The organism is Rhodococcus sp. P4_F3_2, assembly GCF_056401335.1.
Map to the genome: position 1 here is coordinate 1 of NZ_JBFUJN010000161.1, position 509 is coordinate 509.

The 509-nt window shown below is 30.3% G+C and carries 1 protein-coding gene; it reads right to left on the reverse strand.

Going from position 1 to position 509, the window contains the following annotated elements; genetic code table 11:
- Positions 1–177: 177 nt before the first annotated feature.
- The coding region (locus AC1DWA_RS33235) for a hypothetical protein (protein ID WP_477917714.1) at positions 178–509 on the reverse strand (332 nt) is incomplete at its 5' end.

A 509-nucleotide genomic window follows, 5' to 3' on the forward strand; every position in this document is an offset into this window, starting at 1 on the left:
CCTTTACCTTATCTCTTTTGCAAACAATATTTCCTTTGTTCATTAGGATCTAACTAAATTAATAGTGAGTAAACTTATACAAAAAGCAACAGCATTCCCATGCATTGATATGGTAATGCTGCTCCTTTTTATTAATAATCTTTATATGAATAGTACCAATGAATCCTTACTAAAAATTTAACGTCTTAATATGCCCTTTTCAATTACTTCATTATCGGATAATAGTTCAGAAATATTTTCGTCTGGTCCAGAAGGTAATGGAACTCTTTTCTCACTATTTAATCTATAATTATTATATCTTTGTCTTTTTCGTTCTAAGCCTAAGTTATTGTAAAAATCATAATCTGTTAGGTTAATATACCCTTTTTCAAATGCAAGCTTAATTAATTCTTCTCCTAAATCTGTTCTTACCATTACAGTAGATGATGGTTTTATATCGCCACCATCCCGGCTTGTTTCAAATATATTAGGATCACCATCTGAAATTGATATATCAGATAACCCGGACC